Genomic DNA, 209 nt, shown 5'->3' with positions numbered 1-209 from the left:
AGAACCCCTACGCATCGTCGCCTTGGTGGGCCGTTACCCCGCCAACTAGCTAATGCGACGCATGACCATCCGTAGCCGGAATCGCTTCCTTTAAATCACCGGAGATGCCTCCGGTAATTGTTACGCGGTATTAGACGGAATTTCTTCCGCTTATCCCCCTGCTACGGGCAGGTTTCATACGTGTTACTCACCCGTGCGCCGGTCGCCGG

The 209-nt window shown here is 56.9% G+C and carries 1 rRNA gene (cut by a window edge); it reads right to left on the bottom strand.

The features are described 5' to 3' along the window. Window positions 1-209: ribosomal RNA gene (locus QZ311_RS05840) — 16S ribosomal RNA — on the bottom strand (its annotated part continues 93 nt past the right edge of the window); the annotation flags it as partial.

Source organism: uncultured Duncaniella sp. (assembly GCF_910578445.1).
Taxonomy (GTDB): Bacteria; Bacteroidota; Bacteroidia; order Bacteroidales; family Muribaculaceae; genus Duncaniella.
Note: the sequence above shows the minus strand (reverse complement) of the source record. Positions and strands in the feature narration are given on the sequence as shown.